The organism is Chitinophaga dinghuensis (assembly GCF_003259435.1).
Classification (GTDB): Bacteria; Bacteroidota; Bacteroidia; order Chitinophagales; family Chitinophagaceae; genus Chitinophaga; species Chitinophaga dinghuensis.
The window spans coordinates 24,924-50,102 of the sequence record NZ_QLMA01000013.1; the positions used below are offsets into that span (position 1 = coordinate 24,924).

The window sequence follows — 25,179 nt, forward strand, 5'->3', positions numbered from 1 at the left end:
CCCAAAAATATTTGGACGCTGCTTTTCGTCACCGTGGATCGGGAAATGTAGGAAATTTCGAAGGAGCCACTAAGACGGAGAAGCTAGCCTGCGTCATTGCGCGGGCTCTTCTTTGTGCGTGCTCAAAGGCTTCCTACAGCCGCCCGATCGCGTCATCGTAAGAGTCCCGCGCATATTTTTTATATACCATGCACGTGACTGTTTATTTACCTCAAAACCTCAATAAATAGTGGAATCCCAGCAAGAAACTGTCACTGATAGCCTCCCTGAGAAAAACTGCACCAGGGAACAATTAGTAATGGATATCTGTAGTATCGCGGACTATTGCAGCACTGCCTTTTATCATCATCGCCGAAAGGCAGAACAACAACGCCGCTCCCTCACCACCTCCTTTTTTCCTAAAGGCAGTATCTATACGGATACTGCCCGGCTGGATCTTGTCCTGGAAAAAGTATTTTCCAACGCCATCACATCCGCTCCCATCGATAGCAATATCCATATGGAAGTAACCTTCTTTGCAGGACAACTGACCATCATCATTACCCATAATACATGCGAACACTTTCCTGAAAACAGATTACAGGAAATCTTCCAACCTGCTGATAGTACCAGCCTTTATAGCTGTCAACAAACTATACAACTACTGGGAGGCGCCATCAGCGCTTCCTGCACATCTTCTACATGCAGCATAGCAATCCGGCTCCCCGCAGTCTGATCCCTGCATCCCTTTTCTGTACTTAAACGCCTAATCTGACACACATTCGATTGGAATATATATGCCCGCTGTTTCAACAGTGGGCTTTACTACCTCCGTTTTCCGGGAGGTAATTTCATACATCGCCGGCTAATCCTGGCCGGCGAACTTTTGTCTATATCTACAGACAGTTTTCTCCTGCATTGGTACCAGCAAAATCAACATTATTTCTGAAAAAAATCGGCACAGAATAATCCTCGTATTTATTCGAAAATGAGGGTAACAAAATGAAAACAGAAAGCTATTTGTCTCCCTATATTTTTTTTCTATCCATCATGTCCCCATGAAAGAAAATCATTCGTCTTACAGGCAAATCATGATGATATGAAAAAGAAAACTGCTTTGCACATTATCTCCAGCGCCAGAGAAAATGCATCCTATAGTAAAGGCCTGAGTTCGGCTATTATAGAAAAACTATTCCGGCAACAGGAAATTGATGCCGTCATTGAACGCGATCTTACAAAGCTGCCACCACCGCCGCCGCAACAGGAACTGATCAATGCTTTTTATAAAGATCCGGCAACGCTCTCCGCTGCAGAACAATCCCTCATGACCTATGCAGATGCTATTGTCAGCGAGATAAGTACTGCCGATATGCTCGTACTTGGCACTCCCATGTACAACCTGGGCATGTCGGCCCTATTAAAGGCCTGGTTAGATCAACTGGTACGGGTAGGCGTTACATACGACTATGATGAACGCGGTCTCAGAAAAGGCCGGTTTAACGGAAAAACTATTTTCCTCGCGATCGCGTCTGGCGGAATACTGGACAAAAGGGCGAATGTACCGGAATTTATTGCATCTCATATCCATGCCGTGTTTAATACTTATATCGGTGATACGACTGTAAAAACTTTCAGAATAGAAGGCACCGTGATGCCGGGCTTTCAGGCAGATTACGATAAGATCCTGGAGAACTGGTGAGAACAGCCGAAACAGGTCGGGGATAAACAAAAAAGAGTCGCTTCTCAGCGACTCTTTTCAGAGGTTTCAAGCGGATTCGAACCGCTGTACGAGCTTTTGCAGAGCTCTGCCTAGCCACTCGGCCATGAAACCTTATATTTGCAATGTTACTATTTTTAACCCGTTTAGCAACATGCTGTTTCGTTGTTGGGATTGCAAAAGTAGTAAAATTCTGATAATCACCAAATATTATTTAAAAAATATCTGAAAAAATATTTTGATAATAGAACAGAACATGTGAATATTGGGCCCTGAATAAGCGTTTGAAACGAATTAGTGAAAATAAAAATTTATAACATGGATAAACGTATTGCTGAATCAGAACTGATTATTAATAGCCGCGGTGCGGTATATCATCTCGATGTAAGACCGGAAGAACTGGCACACACCATCATCACCGTTGGCGACCCAGACAGAGTAGGCGCAGTGAGTCAACACTTCGATAAAATCGAAGGTAAGTTCCAACACCGCGAATTTGTGACACATACAGGATATATCGGCAACAAACGTTTATCTGTTGTTTCTACTGGCATCGGTACAGATAATATCGATATCGTGTTCAACGAACTGGACGCGCTCGTAAATATCGACTTCAATACCCGCCTGGTAAAAAAAGACCTGACTTCTCTCCAGATCATTCGCCTCGGTACCTCCGGCGCATTGCAGGATAGCATTCCGGTAGACAGTTTCGTAGTATCCTCTTTCGGCCTGGGCCTCGATAACCTCATGCCTTACTATGCTTTCGAAACAACGGAAGAAGAAAAACAATTACTGGAAGCTTTCCGCGGACAAGTAGCACTGCATCCAGGTAGCGCCAGCCCTACTATTTTTGCGGCTGCCAACTCCCTCTCCAGTCATTTCGGAGAAGGCTTCCATCATGGTATCACCGTTACCTGCCCTGGCTTCTATGCGCCTCAAGGTCGTGTTCTCAGAGGCACGCTCTCCAATCCTAACCTGATCGATAACCTTACCGGATTTTCGTATAACCATCACCGTATTACCAACTTCGAAATGGAGACTTCCGGTATCTACGGTATGGGACGCGTACTCGGCCACCAATGCCTCTCCGTGAGCGCTATTGTTGCCAACAGAATCCGCCAGGAATTCAGTAAAGACAGCGGCGCCGCCGTTTCCAACCTGATCAAAAAAGGTCTGGAAATTATCGCTGCGATCTAAGCAAAGCAATAACAAAACATCTCCATTTGCGCCTTTGTCGCTTTACTGCCTCACAGCAAAAAGTGCCAAAGGCGCAAACCACGCCATAACCATTTGATATTTTGCATCTCCAGGATATCTAAATTATATTTGTGTTCATGAACCAGATTCATTTCTATAAATACCAGGGCACCGGCAACGACTTCGTTATCATGGACAACCGCGAGGGCCAGTACAACTGGCTGACAGACGAACAGGTGCACGAACTCTGCGACCGCCGCTTCGGCATTGGCGCAGACGGACTTATGCTGCTCAATAACAGCGAAGATTACGACTTCGCCATGAAATACTATAACGCCGACGGTCGCGAAGGTACCATGTGCGGCAACGGCGGCAGATGCCTCGTGGCATTCGCCCATAAAATGGGTGTTGGCAACGGCACCTTCTCCTTTATCGCTGTAGATGGCCCTCATGAAGCCACCATCGATGGAGATAACTGGGTCAACCTCAAAATGCAAAACGTCGACGATGTAGAACACGGTCCCCTGTATTATTACCTCAATACCGGCTCCCCACACTTCGTCAAATTTGTAGACGATGTACAATCTACCGACGTTTTCGATGAAGGCCGCAAAATCCGCTACAACGAAAGATTCGCAGAAGTAGGCACCAATGTCAACTTCGTACAGCCTTTCGAAAATGGCATCTTCGTACGTACCTACGAAAGAGGCGTGGAAGATGAAACCTATTCCTGCGGAACAGGCGTTACCGCCGCAGCACTGACTTTCGCCGGAAAAGAAGAACAGGAATATGTCATCCCAGTGCAAACATTGGGCGGACAACTGGAAGTGAAATTCATCAAAACAGGTGAACGCAGCTTTGAAGATATCTGGCTCTGTGGCCCTGCCACCCTCGTTTTCGAAGGACAAATGCAGATCCGGTAATCCTCATCTCCCCCCATTTCCTACCACCTGATGATCCAGTATTTTAAAAATATTGACGCTACAACAGTGGAAATCCAGGCCCCGGAAGACGGCGCCTGGATTAATATCACTCCCCCACTGAAACAAAGTGAATTCGAACAACTGTCTGAAAACCTGGACATCCCGCTAGACTTTCTCACCGACTCCCTCGATATCGACGAAAGATCCCGCTACGAACTGGAAGATAAAGTCCGCCTGATAGTACTGAAAACACCCACAGAAAATAATTCTATCAACGAAAGTGATGCCTATTACATCACCATTCCCATCGTAATCATCCTGACACACAATCAGATTATTACCGTGAACTCGTTCGATAATACCGCTATCAAGAAATTCCTTAACACCTTCCATAACCGCTCCCCGGAGAAAAGGAATATGATGGTGCTGAAAATATTCGAAAAAGTAGTAGTCAATTTCCTCGATTATCTCAAGGAAATCAATCAACGCAGGAATATACTGGAACAAAAACTCTACGACTCCAATCGTAACGAGGAATTGCTCGCCATCATGCGGATACAGAAAAGTCTCGTTTACTTCGTTACTGCGCTGCGTAGCAATGAACTACTACTGATGAAACTGGAACGTACCAATTTCCTTGGCCTCAACGAAGATGAAAAAGAATTCCTCAACGATCTGATCGTAGATACTTCCCAGGCCCTTGAAATGGCAAACGTCTATACCAACATCCTCAGCAGTACCATGGATGCATTTGCCAGTATCATCTCCAACAACCTGAACGTGGTGATGAAACGCCTGACATCTATTACCATCGTACTCACCTTTCCTATGCTGGTGGCCAGTATCTACGGCATGAACGTAGATATCCCATATCAGCATACCGTACACGCATTTTATATTCCCATTATGCTCTCCCTGGCAATATCAGTGATCATTAGCTGGTATTTCATGAAGAAAAAATGGTTCTAGTCAATTGATATTATGACAACAGGTTTCAATGTCCGGGTATACGGCATCATGATCAATGAGAAAAAACAAGTCCTCGTAAGCGATGAATACATCCGCGGCGGCTACTATACCAAATTCCCTGGCGGTGGCCTCGAATTCGGAGAAGGTACCCTGGAATGTATCGTACGCGAATGGCAGGAAGAACTGGGACAAGATGTCAAAGTAGTAGAACATATTTATACTACTGACTTCTTCCAGATATCTGCTTTTGATAATGTAACGCAAATTATCTCCATCTATTACTTGGTTACGCCGGTATCAGCGTTTACAGCGCCTACCATTGATAAGCCGTTCGACTTTGTTGTACCAGCAGGCACAGAGGAGATGGAAAGTGCCAGATGGATTGATTGGGAAGACTTCTCTTCAGCAGCCGTCACATTGCCCATCGATAAGGTGGTAGCGGATATGGTGAAAGAAAAATATTAAAAAAGAGAGCGGTTGCATCGAAGGATACAACCGCTCTCTTTTTATCTGCAATATTTTATCTAATCTGCATTAATAGGCGCCACCAAGGGATGCTCTTTCCCCATGGCCGCCGCTTTCATACGAGCTGCGGTTTCCTCGCCCAGGTATTTGTTAATTCTGTGTTCCAGGAAGTAAATTAGAGGCGTCATTGCAATAGCAACGATTGCTTTGTAAGTATAATTCACCATACAGATGGCCAGTACCAGCTGCCAACTCCATCCCTGCCCCACTTTGAAGGCAATAAACAATACAATGAAGCTGTCTACCAGCTGAGAAACTAAGGTAGAACCAGTGGCACGCAGCCATACATGTTTCTCTCCGGTACGTTTCTTAATCCTGTGAAATACGGTAACATCCACAATTTGGCTCACCAAAAAGGCCACCAGGCTACCTAAGATAATCCACATGCCCTGCCCGAAAATACTGTCAAATGCAGTTTGCATATTGGGAATCCCGTCCGCCGCTTTGCTTCCCTTCCAGAAATCCGATCCCGGCACTTTGATGGCAATGTAAAACATCAGGAAGGCATAGGATATCAGGATAACAGCGGTATAAGAAATCCTGCGTACCGCTTTAGGACCATAGTATTCATTGACGATATCCGTCATAACAAACTCCAGCGGCCATAACAGCACACCGGCAGTAAGGGTGAGCGATAATCCATTTTGACCCAGCAGCGAGAAAGTATGTACCGGAAGCCCAAACAAAGATTCCAGGTAGAATAACTTTCCGCCAATACATTCTGCAATGAGGGCATTTGCAACAAAAAAGCACGCAAAACCAAGAAACAGCTTTGTCGGCCTGTCATTCAACATTTGTTTTATCATCAGAAAGTTATATAAAGTTGTACGATGAGTATTGCCAGATTTAGCAAATATACCCACGGTGGCAATGATTTCCAGTCAATTTTTTTCAGGAGCAGTAATAAAGCGATTAAAAGACTGACAACCAGATTAAGCGGAAAGGCAATACCTACTCCCAACACCAGCACGTGCATCAGCACAGCGTCCCAGTCATGATTATATGCCGTTATGCGGAGGATTTCGCCGATAATAAAGCACACATTGCAGATAAACACAAATTTTAATAGAAAACGTATCCAGCGCATATTGAAATTTCGGATAAATTACAGTTATTTTTGTTTCTTTAAAACTAAATCCAAAATATCCGATGAAGCAAAACTGGCTAAAAGCCATACTACCACATCTGGCAGCAATAGGAATCTTCCTGATCCTGGCTACAATTTACTGCGCTCCGGCAATGGAGGGCAAGGTGGTGAACCAGTCAGACATGATGAACGTGCAGGGAATGGCCAAAGAAGCGAAAGACTATTACGAGCAGACAGGCGATATTCCGCTTTGGTCCAACAGCATGTTCGGAGGAATGCCCACCTATGTGGTTTATACCGGCCCTAACGCCAACAAGATAGCTTTTGTTAACAGGGCAGTATGCCTCTTTCTGCCCGACCCTATTAACATGCTTTTCCTCGCCATGATATGTATGTATATCCTGGCATGCGTACTCAACGTTAAATATTGGATCAGGATTGCCGGAGCAATTGCCTTCGCCTTCTGTACCTATAATGTGATTCTGATAGATGTAGGCCACGTTACCAAAATGTACGACATCGCGCTGATGCCGGCTGTATTCGCAGGTATCCTCCTCACCTACCGGAATAAATACTTCAGCGGCGCCGCCCTCACCATGCTGGCCACCGCCCTCTTTATCTATAATAACCACCTGCAGGTAATCTACTATACTTTCATTTGCATTGGTGTTGTAGTGATTGCAGCATTTATTCATTTCTATAAATCCAAACAACTGCCTGCTTTCTTCAAAGCATCCGGTATACTGCTGGTAGCTGGTATTCTCGGCGTAATGCCTTCTATCAATACCCTGTTAGTGACGCAGGAATACGCAGAATATACTATGCGTGGCAGCAAATCCGAACTGACCATCCACTCTCCGGAAGAATCAGGCGGCTCTAAAAAAGATACCAAATCCACCGGTCTGGATATCGATTATGCGTACGACTGGAGCTACGGCGTGAAAGAATCTTTCACCTTCCTCATTCCAGGCTATGCAGGTAATTCTTCCAGCCAGAAACCAGGCGTAGGCTCCAATACCTACCAGGCACTGGTGAAAATCGGCGCTCCTGAAGCACAGGCAGAACAAATTCTCCAACAGGCGCCTTTCCCAATGTACCATGGCGATCAGCCTAAAGGAACTTCCGGTCCGGTATATGTAGGCGCAATCATCTGCCTCCTCTTCGTATTGTCGTTACTGATAGTACGCAGCTGGCACATCTGGTGGCTGATTCCTATCACCATCATCGGGTTTGTACTGGCATGGGGCAATCACTTCATGATTGTAAACGAATTCCTCTTCTACCATCTGCCTTATTACAATAAATTCCGTGCCCCGGCAATGGCACTGATTATACCTTCCTTCTCCTTTGTGGTGCTGGCTATTCTCGCATTACAGGAAATTGTGGAAGGCACGCTCGGTACCACCGTATTGCTGAAAAAATTACAATATGCTACCCTCGCTACTGCAGGCGTAGTAGTAATTTTCGGTATCGCAGGCAGTTACACCATGAACTTCACCAGTCACCATGATGCAGGACTCCTCGGTAGCTTCAGCCAATATTTCGGCGGAGAAGAAAATGCCAAATCTATTATCCGTGCACTGGAAAAAGACCGCGCAGACCTGATGCTGAAAGACAGCCTCCGATCTCTGCTCTTTATTGCCATCGGCGCCGGCGCACTCTGGGCCTTCCTGAAAAACAAAATCAATATGACCGTACTGGCAGTAGTCACCATTGCTGCTATTACGATCGACCTCTGGCAGGAAGACAAAAAATACCTGAATACAGACAGCTTTGTAGACGACAGCACCTTCATGTCTGAACTGCAACCTACTGCTGCCGACCTGGAAATTAAGAAAGACCCGGATCCGTATTACCGTGTATGGAACCTCAGCGCTCCACTCGACAATGCCGCTCCTTCTTACTTCCACAAAAACATCGGTGGTTATAGTCCTGCTAAACTGTGGATATACCAGGATATGCTGGATCATCTGCTCGTACCTGCATACCAGCACATTGCGACCGGCAAGCCTACTCCACAGGATATGCGTATCTTGGATATGCTGAATACCAAATACCTGATCTTCCCTGGTCAAAATGGTCAAATGGTAGCTCAACGTAACCCTGAGGCATACGGAAATGCATGGTTCGTAAAAGGTATCGTATATGCGCCAGATGCCAATACCGAAATGAAAACACTCGGCTACCTGGATGTGAAAGACAGCGCTGTGGTAGATAAACGCTTCGAACCTAAACTGGGCGGTTCCTTCCAGCCAGTGGCAGATACAACGGCCAGTATTAAACTGACCAAGTATGGCCTGAACAACCTGGAATACGCTTCCAATAACAGCCAGGAAGGTTTCGCAGTGTTCTCCGATATCTGGTACCCTGCCGGCTGGAAAGCATACATCGACGGTAAAGAAACAGATATCATCCGCACCAACTATGCACTGCGTGGTTTGAAAATCCCTGCAGGTCAGCATAAAGTGGAAATGAAATTTGCACCGCAAACATTCTACAAAACAGCGAAGATTTCATATATCTCCTCTATCCTCGTGCTGCTCATCGCTGCTGGCGGATTCATCTGGCAGTATATGAATGATAAAAAGAAAACTGTATAATAACAGTTGAAAATATATAAAAGGAAAGGAGTCTGCCATCCAAGCAGACTCCTTTTTTATCTTAAAAAAATTAGGCATTGGAAGACGAGACCCGACAAATCAGAGAATAGATAATCTATGAGAGAGCCTGTCAGTACCGAACAAATGTGGTCTCCCCATATCCCATAAAAAAACCCCGATGGCCTTCACCATCAGGGTTTTTAATTATTTAATCAAAACACTTAATACTTCTTAGATACGATATATCTCCCCGCTATATACAAATGATGCAGGAAATTTGAAACCTTCCCATAATGATGGCTCAAAATCTGGTAACGTTCTTTCCACGCCAGGCGCTGACGCTGCTTGGAAGTCCCTCCCACTCTAAATCCAGCCACCACCAAATGCGTATTGCACGCCACTTTAGTCTGTTTCAGCACTTTGATCATCCAATCAATATCCGCACTCACCTTGTAACGCAGATCATATGGCGGACATATATCTCTCTTTACAATAAATGCCTGATGAGATACCACCATGCCATGTTGCAAACTTTTCCAGTCCAGGTTTTCAGGCACCTTTTGAGGAGTCAGCTCCGAACGCAAACCCAAGGCCTTCCCCGCCGCATCCAGAAACATAGCCTCTCCATAATACACATCCGCGTTCTCACAACTGGCCATCATTTTCTCCAATACCTGCGTATCCAGAAATACATCGTCGGCATTCAGAAAATAAACATAATCCCCGGTGGCTAACTGCAAACCCTTATTCATGGCATCATACAGCCCCTTATCCTTCTCTGATATCACCTTTGCCAACCTGGCCCCATAACGCGCCACCACTTCCATCGTCTTATCCTTCGACGCTCCATCCACAATGATATGCTCAATATGAGGATATGTCTGCGATAAAACACTCTCGATGGTATGCGCTATATACTGTTCAGCATTATAACAAACGGTTATAATGCTGATAACCGGTGAAAATCGTTTATTCGTCACAGTTAGAATTTATTTATTACTTCCACCACTTTCTCAATATCAGCCGTAGTATGACAGTAAGAACAAGGTAAACTTAATGTTGTGCGGTGAATCTCCTCTGATATTGGATACTCTCCTGTAATTATCCCCTTCATCGCTTTCTGCTGATGCGGAGGTATCGGATAATGGATATCCGTCTTCACGCCATTCTCCAGCAAATACTGCTTCAGCGCATCCCTGCGCTCATGGCGGATATTATAGATATGATATACATCGAAATAATCCGGATGCACTACCGGTTTGATGAAATCGCTTTTAAGTCCTTCATGATAAATAGCCGCCAGCTTACGTTTATGATCAGTAATCTGTTGCAGATACTTGAACTTGATCAGCAGAAATGCTGCCTGTATTTCATCGAGGCGACTATTCACACCAACCACTTCGTTATGGTATTTAATATCAGAACCATAATTCCGTAACCTGCGCATGGCCACCGCCAACGTATCATCATTGCAAAGAATAGCGCCGGCATCGCCTAAAGCGCCCAGATTCTTAGTAGGATAAAAACTAAATGCGCCATACTCGCCGAAAGTGCCCGTCAGCTGCCCTTTGAAACTAGCAGCATGCGATTGCGCACAGTCTTCTATCAGCTTCAGGTTATACTTTTCTTTGATGGCCACAATCTTATCCATCTCACAACTCTTGCCATACAAATGCACGACCATAATCGCCCGGGTACGGGGCGTTATAGCCGCTTCAATCTTGGAAGCATCAATATTGTAAGTATGAATATCCGGTTCTACCAACACCGGCTTCAGGTTGCATTGAGCAATAGACAGAATAGTAGCGATATACGTATTGGAAGGTACAATCACTTCATCTCCCGGTTCAAAATTGAATGCGCGCAATGCCAATGTCAGCGCATCAAGACCATTGGCCAAACCAATGCAATGCTTACTGCCATGATAGGCGGCATAGGCTTCTTCAAATTCCTTTACCTTATTGCCCAGTATATACCAACCGCTTTCCAGTGTTTCGTTGAAAGCCGCTTTTAACTCTTCAAAGAATGGCTTATTCAGTAAGCCGAGGTTTTCATAATCAATCATAACCCTAGTTTGTCGTTTATATCGTAAGGTTCATAGATATAATCTTTCGGATCGAAAGCAGAGGAAGCCATCACCAGCAATACGGCATCAGGCGTGAAATGATGCATAGTATGCCAGTCTTCCGGCTGTATGATCAGACATTTATTCGGATGATCCATCACAAAATCCTGCTTCTCTTTTCCATTATTGTTGGATACAATACAGCTACCATGTACACAGATAGCAGCCTGTATGGTGGTGTGATGACGATGCCCGCCTCTGATGGAATCATCTACTCCATAAATATAAAAGATACGCTTGATCTCAAACGGTATCTGCTTTTCAATTACAGTAAGATTACCTCTCTTATCACTATGTGTGGTCAGCTCAATAATATGTGCCATGTGATTTCCGCTTCTTACAGGCCTAATTCCTGTAGTGAATAAATATGATACACGTTTTTCAGTTTCCTCCAGGCTGTTACCAGTATGGCTTTCAACCCTCCCGGACGCATGCGGGAGCCATGCGGATCAAAACTGTTATCTGCCGTATTAATCTCTTTTTTTGCCACTTCCAACGCCTTGATATAAGGCTTATAAAACAGCTCTTTTACATCCGGCGTAATAATCCGTCGACCTAATTCTATTGTGCCATCATTGAAATATTTCAGGTAATGGAAATGATAGAATATCGGCGCAAACTCTTTGCCAGTAGTAATTTCCCTGCACATCAATTTTCCATTCTCCTCAAAGACTTGGTATTGCTGTATATTCCACAATGCCAGTCCTCCGCCCAGATGCTCCATCACCCATACGCCTTTGAAACGAGTAGTCCAGTCGTCCAGATATTTCTGATCCCCAAACTTACCCTCTTCATGACGGTCGTAACACCAATCCAGACAAGCATTCCGCCACCATTGAAGGGCGGTCATCCCTTCTTCGGTATTGCGGAAAGTCACGTACTGCACACAGTATTTTCCACTCAGCTTACTCTTATCGTACATGGGCGTATAACGGTGCTCTGTGATCATCACAGACCTGTCGCCCATTTCATCCATTAATACCTGCGGATCATTATAGAAGTAAAGATCTGCATCAATGTAAGTACAGTGATCCAACTGAAACTGCTGGATACAATACAATATAGTAGAGGAAGAACAGGTCCAGCAATACTCGGCTCTATTGCGTGTAGGCTTTACCTTTAGTAATTCCGGATCTTCAAATTCTTTTAGGGAGATGACAGTCATATTAGCCAGCTGCATACTTTTCAGCACTTGAAGACATTTATCATCAAATGCAAATACATACAGGTGGAAATGATTACATACCGCAGCGAGCGACTCATACATGGCCAGTCCGCGCGACAAGTAATTGCTGTCAAATAAGGTACAGTAATATAAAGTGTTGTTTTTCCCGTTCATCCTTTTCTCCGTTATTTAGTCGCTTTCACTTTTTTAAACAATACAATGTTATCCAGATAAAGATCCTCATTGCGAGGCATAATCAACCCAATGATCGAACCAATCACGTTATTAGGAAACATCAGTAATATCGTTGCAAAGATGCGCAGGAAGCGATATTTCACCGTTTTTTTATAGAGATAGCCATTCATTAAAACAGTCAGCACCCTCAAATCTGCCACCGATTTACGCAGCTCTATCACCTCAAAACCATTCTTTTCCAGCAAACTTTTCAATCCAAAAGAAGAATAACGGGCGTAGTCATACGGCTGCTCATGCTCATCCCAGGCAAAGGGTACGGTGATGATACCTTTTCCCCCCACCTTTAATACCCGGTTGATCTGTTGCAGAAATTCCTCCGGATTGAAAACATGCTCCAGTACCTGGTTACACAAGAGAGAGTCGAAGCTGTTATCCTCAAAAGGGAATACCGTACCGTCGTAGAATACGTCAATATCTTTCTTCTCACGGTTATAAGTAGTATCAATTTCCAGCCCGATGTATTCATTCACCTGGAACAATTGCTTATATGGCTTTGTACCACAGCCTACATCCAGCAAACGTCCGGAAAGCTGGGTACCTACCCTGGACATCTCCTTATACAAACCCCGGCGGGCAATATAAAACGGGTTGATGACAATCCCGAGAGGTCCCGGGTTAAATGTTTCTTTCTGAAGTAGCTGCTGGAAAAATCCCATTTATTGAACTCCTCTGTTTAATGTTGACTTATTTCTTGAAGGCTGTCCTGATTCGTTGCAGAAAGCCTGGTTTTATCGACTTAAAATATGCTATGAACGCCTGCGTTCCTTCTATACTGGCTACTGCCGGCTGTTTCACCAACTTCACCGGACTACTCGCCAACGTCACATCGAAGGTTTCCGCATCCATTTCTCCCATATGCGTTCCAGAAGCATCCATCCCAATATTCTGCACCAGGGAAGCTCCCGGATACAGGGTCACCATATTCTTCAAAAATGCCGATGCATACCAGCGAACAGCCCAGGAATCATTTTTCCCGGTTGTCTGCTTATGCAGCATTTTCATATAGTCGTAATTGTTATCAAAATTGAAAGCGGCACTCTCTCCTTTCAGCCGAATGGCATCATACAGCTTCGAACCATCTGGCTCAAACTGTTTCCAGGCGCGACTCCAAGTCGCCCAGCCCCAACAGTCGGCCCCACGTATGAAAAAAGTTTCCGGCAAATGCTCCTTCACCGGATATACGTAACCGTGAATGCTGGCCACCATAGCCTCGTCTTCATACATCTCCAACGCCGCATTCATATACTGTAAAAAACAAGGCGATAATACCAGGTCATCTTCCAGGATAATGGCACGTCCATGCTTATCCAACACATCCGTCACCGCATGGATCACGGAGTTGGCAAGACCTTCATTCTTCACCTTTTCCTGTAAATGCACCATACCACACCAGTCGCGACTACGAATCACCTGCCTGGTAGCGGCTATCTGCTGCAAATCCTGCTCTGTTGCATTGTCTTTCGGACCATCCGCAAAAACAAACAACTCACTTTCTGCAGCTTCGGGGTTGGCTGCCAGACTTTCCAGGGCTCTCCTGGTCAGCTCCGGCCGCTTATAAGCCATAAAAATAATAGGTGCGAATTTTCCCATATTCTGGTTCAGATTGGCGCAAATTTACATTCTAAAACAGCGCATCAGCAAAAATAGGTTAAAAATATGCAACTGTTTCAAATTAAAACAGAATCAGTCGCTCGATTTTCCTAATATGTTGTTAAATACCGAAACACGCTATTATCCGTTAGTCCGGCGGGTTTCCATGATCACCACCTTCCGGAACCAACCGGGAAACAACCCACCCAGCATATCTATTGGTTTCATACCCATCGGCACGAAACTACGGGTTGTAATTTCCAATCCTCCCACTGCTGCTACCAGTTCCTCAAAATCACGGATAGACAGCTGATGGATATGCCCTGTATTATACCACTGATAACCAAACAGCAATTGTTTAGGCATACGGCCATTCAGCAGTAAATCCAGTCTGTTCTTGAAATAGGCGAAGTTAGGAAAGGAGATCACCTGGCGAGGAGCTATCCGTTTCATTTCGGAGAGCAGCGTTTCAGGGTACATCAGCATCTGGATAGTGACATTACATACAGCTACATCAAATTGGTTATCTGCATAGGGTAGTTTTTCATCCACACGTCCTTCTATTACCTTCAGGCCTTTACTCTGGCATACTTCCACCCCTGAAGGGGAAAGCTCGATACCTTCGCAAACCGCCTGACGCGTTGCGATTAACTGTTCCATCAGTGCGCCATTACCGCAGGCCAGGTCCACCACACGGCTGCCAGTAGGTATAAGATCCGCTACCAGCGTATATTCCATTCGCTTCTCAGAAGGGTAATCATTATAGTTGTAATTCCGGTTGTCGTTACGCATGCGCAAATTAAACCTAATCCCGGCGGATGTGCAAGAATAAAACATAAAACAATTGCATATCTTTCCCGATATTGCCACCTTCGTTATATTTGCAGGTTTACAGCACAAATACATGGGAATCGTCAGAAAACAGAGTCTTTATTCATCTATATCTATCTACATCGGTTTTGCCTTTGGCGCATTTAACCTATTGGTGTTAATGCCCCATATATTCAACAAAGAACAAATTGGCCTCACCCGTGTACTGATAGATATAGCCACGCTTCTGGCTACTGTCGCCTCTCTTGGTGCTGTTCCGGTGATCAATAAGTTCTTCCCCTTTTATCAGGATTATCTGACACCGAAGAAAAATGATCTCCCGAAAATAACCATCTTCGTTTCTGCGTTAGGTTATCTCCTCTTTTTGTTGTTCGCCTGGATCTTCCACGATCTGATTGTTCGAAAGTTCAGTGGCAACAGTAAATTGCTGATAGACTACTTCTACGCATTATACCCGCTAACACTCTGTATTCTGGTATATAATATGCTGGAAGGATTTGCCTGGGGCCTTCATAAAACGATTGCGTCCAATTTCTGGAAAGAAGCAGGACTACGCATCGTTTCCACCGTAATCCTCGTCATATTCGGCGTCGCGCAACTCAATTTTAAATTATACATTGATCTGTTCAGTGTGCCTTATGCCATGGCGGCTGTCGCACTGTTGATAGTGATATGGAAAACTGGAGAACTGAAAATCGTAGGAGGTTTCAGCAGCGTTACCCGCCGTCTCGGCAAGCGTATGGTCACTTTCAGCAGCTATGTATTTACGTCTCACGTATTCACATTGCTGCGCAAAATGAATGATGTACTCATTATCACCAGTGTAAAAGGACTGGCGCAGGCGGGACTTTTCTCTTATGCCACCTTTGTGGTGAACTTCATGGAAGTGCCACAACGTAGCATGTATGCCATCACCACCCCCATTTTAGCCACTGCCTGGAAAAACAAGGATATGGCAAAAATTGCGGAGTTATATACTAAAAGCTCTATCACCTTGTCCATAGTAGGGATGGGGATATTTGGCGCTATCTGGCTGAGCACCAATAATCTGGTATTATTCCTTGGTCATGGCTGGGAAGATATATCCAGTGTTGTATTTGTACTGGGTATCGCCAGAATGGTGGATTTGGTTACTGGGGTGAACAACCAGATCATACAAACCTCCAATTACTGGCGGTTCGACTTTGTCTGTTCCATCCTGTTGGTAGTACTTTCTATCACGCTGAATTACTTCTTTGTGCAACGTTGGGATATCACCGGCGCTGCCTATGCAGACCTGATCACCGTTACCATCTTCAATCTTATACGTTATTGCTTCATCTGGTTCCGCTTTGGCGTTCAACCTTTCTCCTGGAAAACGCTCTGGGTACTGCTGATAGGGGCCGCAGCCATCCTGATAGTAAGGCAATTACCATTTATGCTGAATATTTATGTAGACACGATCATTCGCAGCGGGCTGTATGTCCTCATTTTCGGCGCGTCGGTAATTATGGCCAACCTCTCTGAAGATGTAAACATCATGTGGAACAATCTGAAAGCAAAAGTGATCAGAAAATAATTAAGGGGGTCCCCCCCAAAAAAAACAAAACCCGCAATGGTCTCACCATTGCGGGTTTTTAATATCTTATCTAACAACAAAAAAAACAACACCACTACACCATAACCAACCTCCTCCTATCCTTTGCTGCTTTGCCCCTTTGCTGCTTTGCGTGAAACCAATCCGCCTCAATCTCCTCCACCCTCTACTCTGCGTGAACCCAACCTGCCTCCATCTCCACTACCTCTCTGCGACCTTTGCTTCTTTGCGCCCTCTGCGTGAACCCAAGCCGCTACAATCTCCCCGCCCCCGCATAATACCTTTTCCAGTACGCCTCTTTCAAATCGCTGATCATCACGCCATTACTGGTACTCGCATGTACAAATTTATCATTCTCCAGGTAAATGCCTACGTGGGAAATACGTTTGTGATGGATGCGGAAAAATACCAGGTCTCCTTCATGTAATTGGGTTTTACTCAGTCGGGTTACCTGATTAAATAATTGTACGGAGTTTCCGATTAGATTCAGTTGAAATACGGTGTTCATCAGCATATTTACAAAACCGCTGCAATCAATTCCATCTCTGGTTTTTCCGCCCATACGGTAAGGAGTCCCCATCCATTCCTCAATAAAATTGTACAACCGTCCGTTGAGTACATTCTCTACGGGTACATCCAGCATCTGTGCATATTTGAACTGCCAGCTGGAGGCATTCTCCAGGATAGCGCTGCCCATGGTCACATTACTGTTGATGCCTACATTCTTACTGTTATGGCTTGCAATCGGTTTAGGTTTGGCCCTGGTGTTGATGCCTTCAATAAACTCCACCTTGGTACCTGTGTTGCCGGCTGTCGCAGTTGATGGTTTGGCCGGTGTTCTGGTGGTACTCTTATGAAGCGCTGAACAGGAACTGAGTGACAATGCACAAACCGATAATTTCACAATAAGATTCCTCTTGACGCTCTTCATAGTTTTTTGACTGGTTAATTTTTCGCTAAAATATTTTAAGATTTTCAATTTTCCATGGGAATCTCACTGAATTTTAAATACTTATAAAAACACCTGCCCTACTCTTGGAATATTTTACGACATTTGCTCCTTGACGAAACAGGATAGCAAGATGAATTTCTCCCACTTACACGTACATACTCAATATTCCCTTCTGGATGGTGCTGCTGATATCAAATCGCTCTACAAAAAAGCGATGGCATCGAATCAGCCAGCCCTTGCCATAACAGACCATGGTAATATGTTCGGTGTGTTTCAGTTTGTGGCAGAAGCATATAATAACAAGCTGAATCCCGCCGATCCTAAAGATAAACGCCTGAAAGTAAAACCTATTGTAGGATGTGAATTCTACCTGGTGGAAAACAGGCATAAACGCGCTTTCACCCGCGAGGAAAAAGATATCCGTTATCACCAGGTACTCCTGGCAAAAGATGATGAAGGCTACCGTAATCTGATCAAGCTTTGCTCCCTCGGATATATGGAAGGCCTGTACGGTAAATATCCCCGTATCGATAAAGAACTCGTACTTCAATACCATAAAGGACTTATTGCTACTACCTGCTGCCTTGGCGCCTCTGTTCCTAAAACCATCCTCCGCAAAGGGGAAGACGAAGGAGAAAAGGAGTTCAGATGGTGGCTGGATATCTTCGGCGAAGATTTTTATGTAGAATTACAAAGACACGGCATCCCCGAACAGGAACAGGTAAACGCAGTCCTGTTGCGATTCGCCGAAAAATATAATGTAAAAGTCATTGCCTCCAACGACTCCCACTACGTGGATCAGGCGGATGCCAATGCACATGATATCCTCCTCTGTATCAACACCGGCGAAAAGAAAAGTACGCCTACCATGAAGGAGTTTGCAGACGACGATGTGTCCATGAAAAACCGACGCTTCGCCTTCTATAACGACCAGTTCTATTTCAAGACCACAGAGGAAATGTCGGCATTGTTCCACGATCTCCCGCAGGCGATCGACAATACCAACGAAATCGTGGATAAAGTACAGTTGCTGGATCTGAAAAGAGATATCCTCCTGCCCAACTTCCCTATCCCGAAAGAATTCTTTACGCAAGACCAATACCTGCGTCACCTCACGTATGAAGGCGCACGCTCCCGCTATACAGAGATGACCGCCGAAGTGGAGGAACGCCTCAACTTCGAATTGCAGGTAATCGAAAACATGGGCTTCGCCGGTTACTTCCTGATCGTATCCGACTTCATCAAAGCCGGCCGCGATCTGGGCGTATTCATCGGCCCTGGCCGTGGTTCCGCCGCCGGTTCTGCAGTAGCCTATTGTATCGGTATCACCAATATCGATCCTATTAAATACAACCTGCTGTTTGAGCGTTTCCTCAACCCGGAACGTAAGAGCATGCCCGATATTGATACGGACTTCGATGATGAAGGCCGTCAGAAAGTAATTGATTACGTAGTACAGAAATATGGCCGTAACCAGGTGGCTCAAATCATCACCTATGGTACCATGGCGGCCAAAATGAGTATCAAAGACGTTGCCCGCGTAATGGACCTCCCATTGCCGGATTCCAACGCCCTCGCCAAACTGGTACCGGAAAAACCCGGTATCCAGCTGGATCGCATCTTCAACGCTCCCCTGGAAGGAGATAAAAGTCTCTCTGATAAAGAAGGCCTCGCCGGTGAAGACCTGGAAAACGTGAAGAAGCTCCGGGAACTCATCAAAGGAGAAGACCTCCAGGGTGAAGTACTCCGCGAAGCCTGCGTACTCGAAGGTTCCGTACGTAACACCGGTATCCACGCCGCAGGTATCATCATCGCGCCACAAGACCTGTACGACCTGATCCCGGTTTCCACAGCCAAAGACTCCGACCTCCTCGTCACCCAGTTCGAAGGAAGTATCATCGAGTCGGCCGGCGTTATCAAAATGGACTTCCTGGGTCTGAAGACCCTCACCATCATAAAAAATGCCCTGGAACTGATTAAACAGAACCACGGCGTTGAGATTGACATCGATTATATCCCGCTGGATGATGCCAAAACTTATGAGCTGTATCAGAAAGGTGAAACCAACGCCACCTTCCAGTTCGAGTCTGCCGGTATGCAGAAATACCTCCGCGAACTCAAACCGGACCGTTTCGACGATCTGATCGCCATGAACGCCTTGTATCGTCCCGGACCACTCGAGTATATCCCGGCATTTATCCGCCGTAAACACGGCCTGGAACCCACTACCTACGACCTCGCAGAAATGGAGGAATACCTGAACGATACCTACGGTATTACCGTATATCAAGAACAGGTAATGTTGCTCAGCCAGAAACTGGCCGGCTTCTCCAAAGGAGATGCGGACGTTCTCCGTAAGGCAATGGGTAAAAAACAAAAAGCCGTTCTGGATAAAATGAAATCACAGTTCATGGAAGGTTGCCAGAAAAATGGCCACGACCTGAAAATCTGTGATAAAGTATGGACCGACTGGGAAGCATTCGCATCCTACGCGTTCAACAAATCCCATGCTACCTGCTACGCCTTCGTGGCCTATCAGACAGCCTACCTCAAAGCCCACTACCCTGCTGAATATATGGCTGCCGTACTGAATAACGCCAGCAATATTGAGAAAATCACCTTCTTCATGGAAGAGTGTAAACGTATGGGCATTGACGTATTACCGCCAGATGTAAACGAATCCTTCAAAGGCTTCGCCGTAAACAAACAAGGCCAGATCCGTTTTGGCCTCGGCGGACTAAAAGGCGTAGGTGAAGCAGCCGTAGAAAGCCTCCTGGAAGAACGACGCAAAGAAGGCAACTACAAAACCATCTTCGAATTTATCAAACGCGTCAACCAACGCGCTGTCAATAAAAAATCACTGGAGGCCCTCGCCATGTCCGGAGCATTCGACTGCTTCCCGGAACTCCATCGTGCACAATATTTCCATAAGCCAGACAACGAACCGCTGACAGGCATCGACCGTATCGTAAAATTCGGTCAGCAGGTCAGTGCCGGCTCCTCTACCATCGGCAGCCTCTTCGGTGCAGATGAACTGCCCGACGTAGAACCGCCTAAAATTCCGACCTGCGACGCCTGGCCCCTCATCATGAAACTCAATAACGAACGCGATGTAACCGGTATCTATATCTCCGGTCACCCGCTGGACGATTACCGCTTCGAGATGAAACACTACCAGATGAACTCCGTACAGGAACTGCTGGACTACCAGTCTGAAATCACGACTCCGGGCTCCACAGGCGGCAGAGCAAGAGAACGTAACTTCCGTCTCGCCGTATTCATCACCAACGCCCAGGAACGAATCTCCAGAAATAACCGCCAGTTCGGTATTATGACGATAGAAGATTATTCCGGAAAATTTGAATTCGCCCTCTGGAGTGAAGACTTTATCCGCTTCGCCCCTTACCTGAAACCAGGACTATGCCTGTTTATCAATGGCGGCTTCAAATCCAAGCGCTTTAACGATAATGAGTACGAGTTCAAGGTAAATGGTATTCAACTGCTACAAGAGGTTAAAAAGACCCATACCAAACAGGTATTTTTAATGACCTCCCCTAAACAAATTACCCGCAAAACCGTTGATTTCCTCGTAGAGAATGTAAACCGTTTTCCAGGTAGCAGCACCATGCATGTACACCTGTCAGATGACGACCATCAACTGCAGGCAAAACTGCACACCTTTAACCGGAATATTGAAATGAATGACGAACTGGCACAGTATCTGGCGAAACAACCTGACATCAATGTCTATATCGATATTATCAATAAGTAAGATGTCAAAAAAGCAGTAATTTGCACATGGTTCAAGATTTGACAATAATAAAGCACTATTGAACCTGATTAATCAGATAAGATCAAAACAATCATTATATAATTCATTAAATTAAAGTAGTATATGGCTTTAGAATTCACAGATGCAAACTTCCAGTCAACCGTACTGGACTCCGATAAACTTACTGTTATCGACTTCTGGGCAGAATGGTGTGGTCCTTGCCGCGCAATCGGACCAGTTATTGAAGAACTGGCTAAAGATTATGATGGTAAAGTTAATATCGGTAAAGTTAACGTGGATCAGAATCCGCAACTGTCAATTGATTACGGTATCACCAGTATTCCTGCTATCCTGTTCGTGAAAGACGGTAAAGTGGTAGACAAACAAGTAGGTGCTGTTCCTAAAGCAGTGCTGGACAAGAAAATTCAGGCAAATCTCTAATCAGATTATAACTGAGTAAATCATACAAAAAGACGGTCTCTACTAAGTAGAGACCGTCTTTTTTATACCCCGCCCCACTCACTGAACTATTAATTAAAATCTATACGTTATCTTACATCTCAATATTTTCATATTCAAAATCATTCAAATTCACAGCCATTGCGCAAACTCATCCTTATCCTGCTGGCCTTATTTTGTTTCAACCAACTGATCGCCCAACGCAAATGCGGTACCAGTGAAGCTTTGCAGCAAATGATTAAGGACAACCCCAAACTGGCTGCGGTGGTGAGCAGTTATAACAATGCCATGCTGAAAGGGCAACTGAAACCACGCACAGAAGCCCAGCCACAAGCTGTCACCATCCCGGTGGTTGTACATATCGTACTGGATAACCCCGACATCGTTTCTGATGCACAGGTCCAATCCCAGATCGATGTCCTCAATAAAGACTATACTGCCACCAACAGCGATGTAATGCTGACGCCCGCCGTATGGCAATCGCTCATTGGCAATTCAAATATCAATTTCTGCCTCGCCCAACGTACTCCTGATGGAGAACCATCTAATGGTATCGTGCGTGTAAAAACGGCTCCAGGTCGCAGTTTCCAAATCTACAACGGCGCGCCGGACGTCAAATATAGTACCACAGGCGGCTCTGACGCATGGGATTCCAAACGCTATCTGAATATCTGGGTAACGCGACTCGCAGGCAACTACCTCGGCGTGGCTGCTCCTTCCACTTATGGCTACCCCGCGGATCAACTGGGGGTAGTGATCATGTATAATGCCTTCGGCACCATAGGTCAGGAACTAAGCGGCATCTATAACAAAGGTCGCACTGCAACCCATGAAATAGGCCATTTCTTCGGACTGAAACATATATGGGGCGATGATAATGGCGACTGCTCCGATGACGACGGGATCGCAGATACGCCCCTGCAGGGTACCAACAGCTTCGGCTGTCCTACCTTTCCGAAAACGGACCTGTGCAGCCCCACCCCGCCGGGAATTATGTTCATGAACTACATGGACTACACAGACGATGCCTGTATGCACCTTTTTACCGCCGGCCAGGTAGTACGCATGCGCTATGTGCTTGAAAATGTGGTACAACCGCTGATGAACTCCAATGGCTGTACGCCACCTGTAGTCTTTCCTAATGACGCCGCCATACGCCAGCTACCATTTCCCGCCGGTAAGATCTGCGACAAAAATATCATGCCCTCGGTGGTACTGCGGAACAAAGGTTCCCAACCTCTTACCAGCGTGAAGATCAATTACCAGGTAGGTAGCGGACCACTGGTCGCCTATCAATGGACCGGCAACCTGGCCAGTTTCACGGAAACCACGCTCACGCTTCCTTCCAGCAAGGTGGATATCGGCTCCTATAACATTAAAGCCTATACGCAGTTACCGAATGGACAACCAGACGGCGACCCGTCCAATGATACGGCCCGCAATCGCTTTAATTACGATGCAGAGGCCTCACTGCCTTTCTTTGAAGGCTTTGAAAACGACAGCTTCCCTCCTCCGGGATGGGCTATACGTAATCCGGATCAAAGCTTCACCTGGGAACGCGCCCGCGATGTGGGCAGCAATAGCAAAGCATCTGCACTGATGCGTAACCTGGGCTATAATACCAATTACCAGCAAGACGACCTGCTCACCCCAGTACTCGATCCTGCCGGAAGTGATTCCGTTTTCCTCTTCTTTGATGTGGCTGCGGCTGTCTTTACCAATCCCAATACTATCGGCAATATGTGGGATACGTTGCAGGTACTGGTAAGTACAGATTGTATGAATACCAGCACTATGCTCTATCAGAAATGGGGCCCTAATCTCATTACCCACCCTACGGCTTTGCAAACAGAGTTCGTTCCGGCCGCTAACGAATGGAGACGGGATTCTGTGGATTTAACCGCCGCAGTACATAAAGGAAAATTTCAAGTAATATTCAGAAACATCTCTAATTCAGAGAATAACATATATATTGATAATATCAATATTGTCACCAAAGAAGTGAATGAAGATTTGAGGAGACAAGGAGTATTGGTGAATCCCAATCCTTCCAGCGGGCTGGTATGGGTCACTTTTTACCAGGTACCAGAGGATCTGTTACAGGTTTCCATTTACAATGCAGCGGGACAGTTTATCACGAGTCTACCTAAATCTGCTATCAACAATGCCAACCGTATGACCTTTAATTTGGTAAATGAGCCAAATGGTGTTTATTTTGTGAAATTAATTTACCGGAACAGGGCCAACACCATTAAATTAATGAAAGTAAGATGACGATGAGACAAGATTATCCTGCTGTAGAAGTATTACTGCAGCATCCCGCACTGGACCAGTCGCTGAAAACCATCGGCGAGAAAGTATTAAGACAGGAAAGGCTGACGCCAGCAGATGGTATCGCCTTATTCGAAAAAGCGGATATCGGTTACCTGGGCGCATTAGCCAATCTCGTTCGAGAGCGCATGCATGGCGACAAAACCTACTTCAATCGTAACTTTCATATTGAACCCACGAACGTCTGCGTATTTACCTGCCATTTCTGTTCGTATTCCCGTTTATATAAAAACAGGGAAGAAGGATGGGAACTGAGTATAGACCAGATGCTGGACATCGTCAAAGGATATGACAACCAGCCGGTGACAGAAGTACACATCGTGGGTGGCGTACATCCTAAAATGCAGCTCGACTTCTTCGTGGAACTGATCCAAAAGATCAGGGCACATCGTCCGGATCTCCACATCAAAGGCTTTACTGCTGTGGAATTGGATTACATGTTCCGCAAAGCGAAAGTATCCATAGAAGAAGGTATGCGCATCCTGAATGAAGCAGGTCTGCAATCTATGCCTGGTGGCGGTGCAGAAATCTTCCATCCGGATGTACGTGCCAAAATCTGCCATGATAAAGTAGATGGGGACGGATGGCTGGCTATCCACCGCGCAGCGCATAAACAAGGTATGCATACCAATGCTACCATGCTCTATGGCCACGTAGAAAACTACGAACACCGTGTAGACCACATGGAGCGGCTCCGTCAATTACAAGACGAAACCGGCGGCTTCAATACCTTCATTCCACTGAAATTCCGCAATAAAGGCAATGATATGTCGGACATTCCAGAGTCTTCTGTAATCGAAGATCTGCGACTGTATGCAATTGCACGCCTTTACATGGATAACTTCCCTCACCTGAAAGCCTACTGGCCTATGCTGGGAAGAAATACGGCTCAACTGACCCTCTCCTTCGGCGTAAATGACCTGGACGGTACCATCGACGATACCACCAAAATTTACTCCATGGCTGGCGCTGAGGAACAAAATCCTTCCATGAACACTGCCCAACTGGCTATGCTGATTCGTCAGGCCGGACGCAGACCAGTGGAAAGAGATACCGTATACAATGAAATCAAAGACTATACAGACGTTGTTTTCTCTGATGAGGAACTGCTGCTGAAATAAGCCTT

At 45.6% G+C, this 25,179-nt stretch carries 21 protein-coding genes and 1 tRNA gene; 12 read left to right on the forward strand and 10 right to left on the reverse strand.

Going from position 1 to position 25,179, the window contains the following annotated elements; all coding sequences use genetic code 11:
- The first annotated feature begins 229 nt into the window (after nt 1–229).
- Both CLV59_RS27980 and CLV59_RS27985 read left to right on the forward strand, forming a co-directional pair.
- Nucleotides 230–715 (forward strand): ATP-binding protein, encoded by a 486-nt coding sequence (locus CLV59_RS27980; protein ID WP_111595418.1) that lies wholly within the window; start codon nt 230–232, stop codon nt 713–715.
- Between the two features lie 363 nt (nt 716–1,078).
- Nucleotides 1,079–1,678, forward strand: a complete 600-nt coding sequence (locus CLV59_RS27985; RefSeq protein WP_111595419.1) for an FMN-dependent NADH-azoreductase — start codon at nt 1,079–1,081, stop codon at nt 1,676–1,678.
- 61 nt (nt 1,679–1,739) lie between these two features.
- Here CLV59_RS27985 and CLV59_RS27990 read toward each other — a convergent pair.
- Nucleotides 1,740–1,810 (reverse strand) — tRNA-Cys (locus tag CLV59_RS27990).
- Nucleotides 1,811–2,014: 204 nt separating this feature from the next.
- On the opposite strand from CLV59_RS27990, the gene CLV59_RS27995 reads away from it, so the two are divergent.
- From CLV59_RS27995 to CLV59_RS28010, 4 genes are all read left to right on the forward strand, one after another.
- The gene (locus CLV59_RS27995; RefSeq protein WP_111595420.1) at nt 2,015–2,893 is read left to right on the forward strand and encodes a nucleoside phosphorylase; all 879 of its coding nucleotides are present in this window, start codon (nt 2,015–2,017) and stop codon (nt 2,891–2,893) included.
- Between the two features lie 137 nt (nt 2,894–3,030).
- Nucleotides 3,031–3,816, forward strand: a complete 786-nt coding sequence (gene dapF / locus CLV59_RS28000; RefSeq protein WP_111595421.1) for a diaminopimelate epimerase — start codon at nt 3,031–3,033, stop codon at nt 3,814–3,816.
- A gap of 30 nt (nt 3,817–3,846) precedes the next feature.
- Entirely contained in the window at nt 3,847–4,785 is a 939-nt protein-coding gene (locus CLV59_RS28005) for a magnesium transporter CorA family protein (RefSeq protein ID WP_111595422.1), read from the forward strand.
- A gap of 12 nt (nt 4,786–4,797) precedes the next feature.
- A complete protein-coding gene (locus tag CLV59_RS28010; RefSeq protein WP_111595423.1) occupies nt 4,798–5,250 on the forward strand; it encodes an NUDIX domain-containing protein in 453 nt (150 codons plus the stop codon).
- Between the two features lie 59 nt (nt 5,251–5,309).
- Here the strand turns inward: CLV59_RS28010 and CLV59_RS28015 are convergent, their stop codons facing one another.
- Nucleotides 5,310–6,116 (reverse strand): queuosine precursor transporter, encoded by an 807-nt coding sequence (locus CLV59_RS28015; protein WP_111595424.1) that lies wholly within the window; start codon nt 6,114–6,116, stop codon nt 5,310–5,312.
- 343 nt (nt 6,117–6,459) lie between these two features.
- On the opposite strand from CLV59_RS28015, the gene CLV59_RS28025 reads away from it, so the two are divergent.
- A complete protein-coding gene (locus CLV59_RS28025; protein WP_111595426.1) occupies nt 6,460–8,997 on the forward strand; it encodes a YfhO family protein in 2,538 nt (845 codons plus the stop codon).
- Between the two features lie 221 nt (nt 8,998–9,218).
- Here CLV59_RS28025 and CLV59_RS28030 read toward each other — a convergent pair whose 3' ends face one another.
- From CLV59_RS28030 to CLV59_RS28060, 7 genes are all read right to left on the reverse strand, one after another.
- Complete coding sequence (locus CLV59_RS28030; protein ID WP_111595427.1) at nt 9,219–9,977, reverse strand: glycosyltransferase family 2 protein; 759 nt, start codon at nt 9,975–9,977, stop codon at nt 9,219–9,221.
- A gap of 2 nt (nt 9,978–9,979) precedes the next feature.
- Entirely contained in the window at nt 9,980–11,062 is a 1,083-nt protein-coding gene (locus CLV59_RS28035; RefSeq protein ID WP_111595428.1) for a DegT/DnrJ/EryC1/StrS family aminotransferase, read from the reverse strand.
- A complete protein-coding gene (locus CLV59_RS28040; protein ID WP_111595429.1) occupies nt 11,059–11,445 on the reverse strand; it encodes a sugar 3,4-ketoisomerase in 387 nt (128 codons plus the stop codon). The genes CLV59_RS28035 and CLV59_RS28040 overlap by 4 nt, the downstream gene beginning before the upstream one ends.
- Before the next feature lie 14 nt (nt 11,446–11,459).
- Nucleotides 11,460–12,461, reverse strand: a complete 1,002-nt coding sequence (locus tag CLV59_RS28045; protein ID WP_111595430.1) for a glycosyl transferase — start codon at nt 12,459–12,461, stop codon at nt 11,460–11,462.
- A gap of 11 nt (nt 12,462–12,472) precedes the next feature.
- Nucleotides 12,473–13,198, reverse strand: coding sequence for a class I SAM-dependent methyltransferase (locus tag CLV59_RS28050; RefSeq protein WP_111595431.1), 726 nt, complete (start codon nt 13,196–13,198; stop codon nt 12,473–12,475).
- A gap of 28 nt (nt 13,199–13,226) precedes the next feature.
- The gene (locus tag CLV59_RS28055) at nt 13,227–14,132 is read right to left on the reverse strand and encodes a glycosyltransferase (RefSeq protein ID WP_111595432.1); all 906 of its coding nucleotides are present in this window, start codon (nt 14,130–14,132) and stop codon (nt 13,227–13,229) included.
- Nucleotides 14,133–14,273: 141 nt separating this feature from the next.
- On the reverse strand, nt 14,274–14,924 hold the full coding sequence (locus CLV59_RS28060) for a methionine biosynthesis protein MetW (protein ID WP_170137950.1): 651 nt from the start codon (nt 14,922–14,924) through the stop codon (nt 14,274–14,276).
- 199 nt (nt 14,925–15,123) lie between these two features.
- On the opposite strand from CLV59_RS28060, the gene CLV59_RS28065 reads away from it, so the two are divergent.
- A complete protein-coding gene (locus tag CLV59_RS28065) occupies nt 15,124–16,521 on the forward strand; it encodes a lipopolysaccharide biosynthesis protein (protein ID WP_211324043.1) in 1,398 nt (465 codons plus the stop codon).
- Nucleotides 16,522–16,792: 271 nt separating this feature from the next.
- On the opposite strand, the gene CLV59_RS28070 is transcribed toward CLV59_RS28065, so the two are convergent.
- Complete coding sequence (locus tag CLV59_RS28070; RefSeq protein ID WP_146616343.1) at nt 16,793–17,470, reverse strand: C40 family peptidase; 678 nt, start codon at nt 17,468–17,470, stop codon at nt 16,793–16,795.
- A 151-nt stretch (nt 17,471–17,621) separates the two neighbouring features.
- Here CLV59_RS28070 and dnaE point away from each other — a divergent pair, with 151 nt between their 5' ends.
- The 4 genes from dnaE to mqnE all read left to right on the forward strand — a co-directional run bounded on the left by dnaE (nt 17,622) and on the right by mqnE (nt 25,174).
- Nucleotides 17,622–21,263: a DNA polymerase III subunit alpha gene (dnaE, locus tag CLV59_RS28075; RefSeq protein ID WP_111595436.1), complete on the forward strand. Its 3,642-nt coding sequence runs from the start codon at nt 17,622–17,624 to the stop codon at nt 21,261–21,263.
- Nucleotides 21,264–21,386: 123 nt separating this feature from the next.
- Nucleotides 21,387–21,704, forward strand: a complete 318-nt coding sequence (gene trxA / locus CLV59_RS28080; protein ID WP_111595437.1) for a thioredoxin — start codon at nt 21,387–21,389, stop codon at nt 21,702–21,704.
- Between the two features lie 159 nt (nt 21,705–21,863).
- Complete coding sequence (locus CLV59_RS28085) at nt 21,864–23,996, forward strand: M43 family zinc metalloprotease (protein ID WP_111595438.1); 2,133 nt, start codon at nt 21,864–21,866, stop codon at nt 23,994–23,996.
- Nucleotides 23,993–25,174 carry an aminofutalosine synthase MqnE gene (gene mqnE / locus CLV59_RS28090; protein ID WP_111595439.1) on the forward strand — a complete coding sequence of 394 codons (1,182 nt, stop codon included), beginning with the start codon at nt 23,993–23,995 and terminating at the stop codon, nt 25,172–25,174. The genes CLV59_RS28085 and mqnE overlap by 4 nt, the downstream gene beginning before the upstream one ends.
- Nucleotides 25,175–25,179 lie beyond the last annotated feature (5 nt).

Bases quoted from the DNA above. Each gene is read 5' to 3' on its own strand.
- CLV59_RS27985 (WP_111595419.1), top strand. From the start codon at position 1,079: ATGAAAAAGAAAACTGCTTTGCACATTATCTCCAGCGCCAGAGAAAAT.
- CLV59_RS27995 (WP_111595420.1), top strand. From the start codon at position 2,015: ATGGATAAACGTATTGCTGAATCAGAACTGATTATTAATAGCCGCGGT.
- dapF (WP_111595421.1), top strand. From the start codon at position 3,031: ATGAACCAGATTCATTTCTATAAATACCAGGGCACCGGCAACGACTTC.
- CLV59_RS28005 (WP_111595422.1), top strand. From the start codon at position 3,847: ATGATCCAGTATTTTAAAAATATTGACGCTACAACAGTGGAAATCCAG.
- CLV59_RS28010 (WP_111595423.1), top strand. From the start codon at position 4,798: ATGACAACAGGTTTCAATGTCCGGGTATACGGCATCATGATCAATGAG.
- CLV59_RS28015 (WP_111595424.1), bottom strand. From the start codon at position 6,116: ATGATAAAACAAATGTTGAATGACAGGCCGACAAAGCTGTTTCTTGGT.
- CLV59_RS28025 (WP_111595426.1), top strand. From the start codon at position 6,460: ATGAAGCAAAACTGGCTAAAAGCCATACTACCACATCTGGCAGCAATA.
- CLV59_RS28035 (WP_111595428.1), bottom strand. From the start codon at position 11,062: ATGATTGATTATGAAAACCTCGGCTTACTGAATAAGCCATTCTTTGAA.
- CLV59_RS28040 (WP_111595429.1), bottom strand. From the start codon at position 11,445: ATGGCACATATTATTGAGCTGACCACACATAGTGATAAGAGAGGTAAT.
- CLV59_RS28045 (WP_111595430.1), bottom strand. From the start codon at position 12,461: ATGAACGGGAAAAACAACACTTTATATTACTGTACCTTATTTGACAGC.
- CLV59_RS28050 (WP_111595431.1), bottom strand. From the start codon at position 13,198: ATGGGATTTTTCCAGCAGCTACTTCAGAAAGAAACATTTAACCCGGGA.
- CLV59_RS28055 (WP_111595432.1), bottom strand. From the start codon at position 14,132: ATGGGAAAATTCGCACCTATTATTTTTATGGCTTATAAGCGGCCGGAG.
- CLV59_RS28060 (WP_170137950.1), bottom strand. From the start codon at position 14,924: ATGCGTAACGACAACCGGAATTACAACTATAATGATTACCCTTCTGAG.
- CLV59_RS28065 (WP_211324043.1), top strand. From the start codon at position 15,124: ATGCCCCATATATTCAACAAAGAACAAATTGGCCTCACCCGTGTACTG.
- CLV59_RS28070 (WP_146616343.1), bottom strand. From the start codon at position 17,470: ATGAAGAGCGTCAAGAGGAATCTTATTGTGAAATTATCGGTTTGTGCA.
- dnaE (WP_111595436.1), top strand. From the start codon at position 17,622: ATGAATTTCTCCCACTTACACGTACATACTCAATATTCCCTTCTGGAT.
- trxA (WP_111595437.1), top strand. From the start codon at position 21,387: ATGGCTTTAGAATTCACAGATGCAAACTTCCAGTCAACCGTACTGGAC.
- mqnE (WP_111595439.1), top strand. From the start codon at position 23,993: ATGACGATGAGACAAGATTATCCTGCTGTAGAAGTATTACTGCAGCAT.